The sequence below is a fragment of the Aeromonas sp. QDB63 genome (assembly GCF_027707425.1).
GTDB classification, from domain to species: Bacteria; Pseudomonadota; Gammaproteobacteria; order Enterobacterales; family Aeromonadaceae; genus Aeromonas; species Aeromonas caviae.
On sequence record NZ_JAPCIS010000061.1, the window covers coordinates 1 to 7,531 of the forward strand.

Here is a 7,531-nt window from a genome sequence, read left to right on the forward strand (position 1 = left end):
CCGAGCGGCCAAAGGGATCAGACTGTAAATCTGACGGCTCTGCCTTCGAAGGTTCGAATCCTTCTCCCTCCACCATCCTTCAGACAACCCGGCCTCGTGCCGGGTTTTCGCTTTTCTGGATAGAATCCATATGGCGCTGTCAGATCTGACAATTGCTCTCCCCGCACTTTTTAGAAACAGTGGAGCCTCATGTCGCAAGGAGTGCACACAGATGTTTGAAATCTGGGATGAAACGGGTCGCGAGCACGGGCTGACACTGCCCGAGCTGCAACTGCGGCTGCGGGATTACCAGGGAGACGTGATGGTGCGTTACCTCAACCGCCTCGGCCTGCCGAGCACCCTCTTCCTGACCATCCGCCAGGGATGTGCCTATCAGCGCTTCAAGGCGGGTTCCCCCATGCTCGACTGGTCCTGGCTTGCCCAGGCCATGCACGCAGCTCCCCTGGTTGGCGCCGAACCTGCACAGGGCCATGCTCTTCCCTGACCCCCTCTCATCCTGCCCACACCCAAACAGGGCCCATTATCAGACTCTTCCTACAGCCTCCGTTTAGACCCTCCCTGTATGATGCGTAACCATGTTCCCGTCAGGTGAAGGCCATGTTTGCGTTCAAAGAAGAGTATCCCGTAAGGGCCATGGTCAGCATGGCGGATATCGTCGTCCCCTTTTATCAGCCCATCATCGGCCAGGATCGTCAGGTCAAGGGGTATGAGGTGCTGGCCAGGCGCTGGGATGCCGGCAACCAGGGTTATCAGAGCATCGATTTTGCCGCCCTCGGCGAGGATGATGCCCTGCACCTGGATATCGTCATGCTGAGGGCCATACTGCGCGATCTGCCCGTGCTCGCGCAAAAAGGCCCCTATGCGCTCTCCATCAACCTCAATCCGGCGCTCTCCAGCCCCACCTACCGCAACCTGCTGTTGCTGGTGCTGCTCCAGGCCCGCAAGCTGGGGATAGCCATCTGGTTCGAGGTGCTGGAGCACGTCAGGATCAAGCGCCAGCACAGGGAGATGATCGAGGTGTTGCGGGCCCATGGCGCCCACATCGCCTGCGACGACTTCGGCTCCCAGGCGTGCAACTTCCAGCGTCTGATGATGCTCCCCTACGAGATAGTGAAACTGGATCGCTCCCTGCTGCTTCAGGCTGCGCTCAACACCCACGCCCTCAACATGCTGACCGGACTGGTGAAGTACCTGCAGCGGCTCGGCATGGCCGTGGTGTGCGAGGGGGTGGAGACCCAGGCCCATATCCAGGTGGCGAACCGGCTCGACTGCGACTATCAGCAAGGCTACGCCTACGCCATGCCCTCCCCCCTCTCCCGCTGGGCCTGAGCGGAGCGCTTGACCCTCAAGAGAGAAACAGGGGCACATTCCCCTGGAAATCCGGCAGGGTGCTGCCATTTTTCTGCCAAAGATGGCAGGCTGTCCCGGCCACCATGACGCCGAGACCAGCCATGATCCGCTTTGCCACCTTCAACCTCGCCTTCGATCGCACCGCCGCCGGCATGCTCGCCGGTGAACTGGCCCTGAGCCGCACCGAGCAGGATGCCCTGCTGGCCCGCCTCGCCGACGGCACCTTGAGCGGCGCCGAGAAGACCAAGGCCCTCGACGTGCAGCAGATCCGCAACATCGCCGAGATTGTGCAGCGCACCCGCCCCGACGTCTTCCTGCTCAACGAATTCGACAACGACGGCAAGGGCAGCAACACCACGGACCTCAAAGCCTTCAACGACAACTACCTGGCCCACGCCCAGCACGACGAGGTGACCGCCATCAGCTACCCGGTGCTGCAGAACTTCGCCACCAACACCGGCCTGATGAGCGGCCATGACCTCAACCTGGACGGCAAGGTCAACAACGGGCCGGACGACGCCTGGGGCTTTGGCAACTACCACGGCCAGTACGCCTTCGCCGTGATGTCCCAGTACCCCATCGATACCAAGCAGATCCGCACCTTCCAGAAATTCAAGTGGAAGGACATGCCGGGCGAAGCGAATCCCGTCATCGACGACTGCAACAACGCCAGGGCGCCGATCCCGGCCAGCCGCCAGTGCGGCGATGCCTGGTATGACGACGCCGCCTGGCAGGCCTTCCCGCTCTCGTCCAAGAACCACGCCGACGTGCCGGTGCGCATCAAACGCGGCAACAAGGAAGAGGTGATCCACTTCCTCATCTCCCACCCCACTCCGCCCATCTTTGGCAACGCGGCGCGCCACAACGTCAAGCACAACCGGGCCGAAGTCGCCTTCTGGCAGGACTACGTGGAGACCGCCAGCTACATGGTGGATGACGCCGGCAAGGCGGGTGGCCTGCCCGAGGGTGCCAAGTTCGTCATCGCCGGCGATCTCAACGCCGATCCCCAGATTGGCGATGGCGATCTGACCGCCATTCAGGATCTGCACAACCATGTGCTGGTCAACCAGGCCGTCACCAACGGCGCCCTGATCCCGGTCAGCCAGGGCGGCCCCGAGTGCCTCGCCAGCCAGCCGGATCAGTGCAAGCGCAACAACAACCGTCCCACCCCGGAGCGCATCACCAGCAGCAGCGGCCTGCAGCTCGACCACGTGCTGCCCTCCGCCAACCTGAACGCGGTCGCCTCCGGCGTATTCTGGCCGGCCAGCTTCGAGCCGGGCTACCACCTGGTGTACGACGCCAAGCTCGGCATCGCCAAGGGAGTCAGCTCGGATCACCGCCTGGTATGGGTCGACGTCGCACTCGATTGACCGGCAGACAGGGCGAAGGGATGCCTTTGGCTCAGGGTGCCGGCAAATCTGTGCGCAGGCGCGCTATTCCGGCGCCCGCGGCTTGCAGCGCAAATCGGGGTTTGCTAATACTCCGCGTCCATTGGATGAGCATCCCCTTTCGAGATAGTGTGCCGTGGCTTTCGAACAATTCGCGCTCGTGATATCTCTCTTCCAGCAGCTCTGCGTCTATCTGGTGATCGCCTGGCTGCTCTCCAAGACGCCGCTCTTCATGCCACTGACTCAGGTGACACTGAGCTGGCCCCACAAGATCCTCTGCTACCTCATCTTCTCCGGCTTCTGCGTGATGGGCACCTACTTTGGCCTCAGGATCGAGGACTCCATCGCCAATACCCGCGCCATCGGCGCCGTGCTCGGCGGCATCGTCGGCGGCCCTGTGGTGGGGCTGCTGGTGGGGCTCACCGGCGGCATCCATCGCTACTCGCTGGGGGGCTTTACCGCCCTGGCCTGCACCTTCTCCACCATCGCCGAAGGGCTGCTCGGCGGCCTGGTGCACCGCCACTTCGTCGCCCGCCACCGGCTCGATCTGCTGTTCAGCCCCTGGGTGGTGGGATCTGTGGCCCTCATCGCCGAGCTGATGCAGATGGGCATCATCTTGCTGGTAGCCCGTCCGTATGACGACGCCGTCCACCTCATCGAGAACATCATCGCCCCCATGCTGGTGGCCAATACCCTGGGGGCCGCCATGTTCATGCGGATGATCCTCGATCACCGCGCCATGCTGGAGAAGTACTCGGTCGCCTTCTCCGCCCGCGCCCTCAAGATCGCCGAGCGGGCGATGCGGGTGCTGGACAAGGGGTTCACCCAGGAGGCGTGCCAACAGATGGCGCGCATCCTCTACGAAGAGACCGGGGTGGGCGCGGTGGCCATCACCGATCGGGAGAAGCTGCTCGCCTTCATCGGCATCGGCGAGGATCACCACCTGCCGGGCACCGCCATCAACTCGGCCCACACCTTCAAGGCGATCCAGCACAACGAGGTGGTCTATGCCGACGGCAACCTCATCCCCTACAGCTGCAACCTGCATCCCCAGTGCCGGCTCGGCTCCTCGCTGGTCATTCCGCTGCGTGGGGAAGAGGGGTCGGTGGTGGGCACCATCAAGCTCTACGAGCCCAAGCGCAAGTTCTTCTCCTCCATCAACCGCACCCTGGGAGAGGGGATCGCCCGGCTGCTCTCCGGCCAGATCCTGGCCAGCAAGTACAACGAGCAGAAGCGGCTGCTGGCCCAGTCGGAGATCAAGCTGTTGCAGGCGCAGATCAACCCGCACTTTCTGTTCAACGCCCTCAACACCCTGGCGGCGGTGATCCGGCGCGACCCCGAGGATGCCCGCACCCTGGTGCACCACCTCTCCACCTTCTTTCGCAAGAACCTCAAGCGCCAGGGTGACGAGGTGACCCTGGCCGACGAGCTGGAGCACGTGAACGCCTACCTGCACATCGAGCAGGCCCGCTTCGCCGAGCACCTGAGCGTGCAGATCCAGATTCCCGAGCCGCTGCTGGAGTACCGGCTGCCCACCTTCTCCCTGCAGCCCATCGTCGAGAACGCCATCAAGCACGGCATCTCCCAGATGTTCGAGCCGGGCAAACTGACCCTGACGGCGCGGCAGGAGGGTGAGCAGCTGGTGCTGGAAGTTGAGGACAACGCCGGCCTCTATCAGGCCAGGCGGGAGGAGAGCGGCCTTGGCATGAACATAGTGGATCGGCGCATCAAGGCCCGTTACGGCGCCGAGTACGGGGTCACCATTCACTGCGAGCCCCATCAATCCACCCGGGTGAGGATCACCCTTCCCCTGCAGGAGAGCCCATGCTGACCGCCCTGATCGTCGACGATGAACCCCTCGCCCGCGAGGAGCTGCGGCTGCTGCTGGCGCAGGCGGGCAATATCCGCCTGCTGGGAGAGTGCGCCCACGCCATGGAGGCGCTGCCCGCCATCCATCGCCTCAAACCCGACCTGCTGTTTCTCGACATCCAGATGCCGCGCATCAGCGGGCTGGAGCTGGTGAGCATGCTGGATCCGGACTTGCGCCCCCACATCGTCTTCATCACCGCCTACGACGAGTTTGCCCTGCGCGCGTTTGAGGAGAACGCCCTCGACTACCTGCTCAAGCCGGTCACCAGCGAACGGATGAACAAGGCGCTGGAGCGCATCCAGCGGCTGCTTTCGCCAAAGGGTGAGCTGGCGGGCCAACCGCTGCCGGATCCGACCCGCATCGCCCAGCCCCTGCGCAGCATTCCCTGCAGCGGCCACAACCGCATCCTGCTGCTGCCCCTTGGCGAGGTGGAGTTCGTCCACAGCGATCTGGCCGGCAACAAGGTGGTGAGCGCCCAGCAGCAAGGCACCACCGAGCTGACACTGCGCACCCTGGAGGAGAAGACCGGCTTCGTGCGCTGTCACCGCCAGTACCTGCTCAACCCGGGCCAGATCCGCGAGATCCTGCTGCTGGACGGCGGCCTGGCGGAGGTGGTGACCCAGGGCGGCCACAAGGTGCCGGTGAGCCGGCGCTACCTCAAGCCCCTCAAAGAATTGTTGGAGATCCCCTGAGGGGCGGGCCACTCGCCCCGTCCCCTGCCCGTTACCGCTCACCCGCTTGCCGCGCCCGCCGGCTCATCCCTCAAACCGCTCGGGGCCGCTTTTCTGCCGCTCGCGGGCGGCCCTCTGCCACTGACCCTTTCTGCGCTCCCCTTTCCCTGCCGCCTGCGTAGAGTGCAGCCTGAGCCCGGCCAGATTGGCCGCAGGAAAAGGAAACTCCGTCATGCAACACGCAATCACCTTCGTCATTGCGGCCCTCTGCATCCTCGCCATCGCCTATCGCCTCTACGGCGTGTTCTTTGTGCGCAAGGTGCTGCGGGCCGACGACAAGCTGGTCACCCCCTCCCACGAGCTGGAAGATGGCAAGAACTATGTGCCGACCAACAAGTGGGTCAACTTCGGCCAGCACTTCGCGGCCATCGCCGCCGCCGGCCCGCTGGTGGGCCCGGTCCTGGCGGCCCAGTACGGCTACCTGCCGAGCTTTCTCTGGCTGCTGATCGGCTGCGTCATCGGCGGTGCGGTACACGACACAGTCGTGCTGTTCGCCTCCATGAAGCATCAGGGCAAGTCCCTCTCCGAGGTGGCCAAGGCCGAACTCGGCCCCATCGCCGGCTGGTGCACGGGCCTTGCGATGCTGTTCATCATCACCATCACCATGGCGGGTCTCTCCATGGTGGTGGTGCACGCGCTGGAGCGTAACGCCTGGGGCGTGTTCGCGGTCTTCATGACCATCCCCATCTCCATGGTGGTGGGGATCTGGCACAAGCTGACCGGCAACCTGCAAGCCGCCTCCTGGGTGGGCTTCATCGCCGTGCTGGCCTGCGTCTTCTTCGGCCCCTACGTGCAGGAGAGCGCCTTCGGTGCCTGGCTGACCCTGCGCGCCGAGACCATCAGTCTGGCGCTGCCCATCTACGCCTTCTTCGCCACCGCGCTGCCGGTCTGGCTGCTACTCACCCCGCGCGGCTACATCTCCAGCTTTATGAAGATCGGCGTGTTCGGCGCCCTGGTGATCGGCGTCATCTGCATCAACCCCGAGATCCAGTTCCCCGCCATGACCCAGTTCGTCCACGGCGGCGGCCCGGTACTGGGCGGCCCGGTCTGGCCCTTCATCTCCATCACCATCGCCTGTGGCGCCATCTCCGGCTTCCACGCCTTCATCGGCTCGGGCACCACCCCGAAACTGGTGGACAAGTGGAACGACATCCTGCCGGTCGCCTTCGGTGCCATGCTGGCCGAGTGCGTGGTGGGCGTGATGGCGCTGATCGCCGCCACCGCCCTGCACCCGGCGGATTACTTCGCCATCAACGCCACTCCGGAGGCCTTCGCCAAGCTGGGGATGCAGGTGGTGGATTTGCCCTTCCTCTCCCAGGAGATCGGCATGGATCTGAACGGCCGCACCGGCGGCGCCGTCACCCTGGCGGTGGGCATGTCCTACATCTTCACCAAGGTGCCCTGGTTCAGTAACCTCGCCTCCTACTTCTTCCAGTTCGTGGTGATGTTTGAAGCGGTGTTCATCCTGACCGCCGTCGACTCCGGCACCCGGGTCTCCCGCTACCTCATTCAGGACTTCTTCGGCGAGTTCTACCCGCCCCTCAAGCGCATCGACTGGATGCCGGGCGCCATCGGGGCCAGCGTGCTCGCCTGCGTCATGTGGGGGTATCTGCTGATGTCCGGCGATATCGGCTCGGTATGGGCCCTGTTCGGGGTATCGAACCAGCTGATGGCCTCGGTGGGCCTCATCATAGGTGCCACCATCATCCTGCGCCTCGCCAGCAAGCGCCGCTATATGCTGACCTGCCTGATCCCGCTGGCCTACCTGTTCGTGACCGTCAACTACGCCGGTTACTGGATGATGCGCAACGTCTACTTCAACTCGGCCGCCAAGGGCTACAACCCGATGAACGGCGCCATCTCCCTCATCATGCTGGTGCTGGGGGCGCTGATCCTGATCTCCGCCCTGCGCAAGTGGAGCGAGCTGTGGAAGCTGCGCCAGCAGCCCGAGTTCCGGGTGGCCGAGGCGACCGCCTCCTGATCCGTCCAGCCCTCCTCGGACCCCGCCTCGGCGGGGTCTTTCATTGGCGCTGCGAATTCATCCATTGGCATTGACCCGCCCCTTCGCAGTGGTTGAATGGGTCCCCGGATCACAGAACCGCCCAGCCCGGGGTGCTAGGCTGTGTTCTCAAAATGCTGGTTTTCTGTCCACACATAACTCGCGCAAGTAGCGAAGGCAGAAAGCCAGTTTG

The 7,531-nt window shown here is 64.0% G+C and carries 5 protein-coding genes and 1 pseudogene; all 6 read left to right on the top strand.

The genetic code is table 11. The features are described from left to right. The first annotated feature begins 211 nt into the window (after positions 1-211). The 6 genes and pseudogenes from PG879_RS20190 (at position 212) to PG879_RS20215 (ending at position 7,320) form a co-directional block, all read left to right on the top strand. Complete coding sequence (locus tag PG879_RS20190; protein WP_052815169.1) at positions 212-484, top strand: hypothetical protein; 273 nt, start codon at positions 212-214, stop codon at positions 482-484. A 113-nt stretch (positions 485-597) separates the two neighbouring features. After that, entirely contained in the window at positions 598-1,329 is a 732-nt protein-coding gene (locus PG879_RS20195; RefSeq protein WP_210600424.1) for an EAL domain-containing protein, read from the top strand. A gap of 82 nt (positions 1,330-1,411) precedes the next feature. Then, positions 1,412-2,720 (top strand): annotated as a pseudogene (locus tag PG879_RS20200) (endonuclease/exonuclease/phosphatase family protein). 154 nt (positions 2,721-2,874) lie between these two features. Further along, the gene (locus PG879_RS20205; RefSeq protein ID WP_104454664.1) at positions 2,875-4,569 is read left to right on the top strand and encodes a sensor histidine kinase; all 1,695 of its coding nucleotides are present in this window, start codon (positions 2,875-2,877) and stop codon (positions 4,567-4,569) included. Next, positions 4,563-5,300 (top strand): two-component system response regulator BtsR, encoded by a 738-nt coding sequence (gene btsR, locus PG879_RS20210; RefSeq protein WP_104454665.1) that lies wholly within the window; start codon positions 4,563-4,565, stop codon positions 5,298-5,300. The genes PG879_RS20205 and btsR overlap by 7 nt, the downstream gene beginning before the upstream one ends. Positions 5,301-5,511: 211 nt before the next feature. After that, a complete protein-coding gene (locus PG879_RS20215; protein ID WP_104454666.1) occupies positions 5,512-7,320 on the top strand; it encodes a carbon starvation CstA family protein in 1,809 nt (602 codons plus the stop codon). Positions 7,321-7,531: the final 211 nt, after the last annotated feature.

What these genes read in the sequence shown, in the direction of transcription:
- PG879_RS20215 (WP_104454666.1), top strand. Translation starts at nt 5,512, where the DNA reads ATGCAACACGCAATCACCTTCGTCATTGCGGCCCTCTGCATCCTCGCC.
- btsR (WP_104454665.1), top strand. Translation starts at nt 4,563, where the DNA reads ATGCTGACCGCCCTGATCGTCGACGATGAACCCCTCGCCCGCGAGGAG.
- PG879_RS20190 (WP_052815169.1), top strand. Translation starts at nt 212, where the DNA reads ATGTTTGAAATCTGGGATGAAACGGGTCGCGAGCACGGGCTGACACTG.
- PG879_RS20195 (WP_210600424.1), top strand. Translation starts at nt 598, where the DNA reads ATGTTTGCGTTCAAAGAAGAGTATCCCGTAAGGGCCATGGTCAGCATG.